General features: G+C 66.5%; 1 pseudogene. It reads left to right on the top strand.

Annotated features, from left to right (window positions below):
• A pseudogene (locus I6F37_RS39330) lies at positions 1-410 on the top strand (hypothetical protein); the annotation flags it as partial.
• Positions 411-460 lie beyond the last annotated feature (50 nt).

Genomic DNA, 460 nt, shown 5'->3' with positions numbered 1-460 from the left:
CGATGTTCCAGACCCACCTGACCTACGACCTGAACGCCGGACGGCCGATAAACTGGGCCGACTACCTGCCGGCCGATCTCGTCAAGCCGGAGGTGCTGATCGACGTCGGCGACGGCAGCCAGCTCGGCGCCGTGCAGGCGCCGGCGCTGCTGGCCTTTTACAAGGCCGCCGCCAAGGCCCAGCGCGGCGAGCGCGACTGCGACGAGGTCTATGACGGCGCCGACGGACTCTACCTGTGGATCGACGCCAAGGCGCAGGGCGTGGCCATGGCGATGACCAGCGTCCCGCATGCCGTTCAAGCCTGCAACGATCCGGTGGTCATGAAGACCGATGAACTGCGCAAGCGCGGCGCCAAATCGGCCCTCACCGACGCCATTGACGCGGCAAACAAGGCGAAACACTACCAATGAAACTCGGCACCCCCCTCGCCCCCAACGCCGTCAAGGTGATGCTGCTGGGC

The sequence above is a fragment of the Bradyrhizobium sp. NBAIM08 genome (genome assembly GCF_020193935.1).
GTDB lineage: Bacteria > Pseudomonadota > Alphaproteobacteria > Rhizobiales > Xanthobacteraceae > Bradyrhizobium > Bradyrhizobium yuanmingense.
This window is presented reverse-complemented; position numbering and strand designations above follow the sequence as displayed.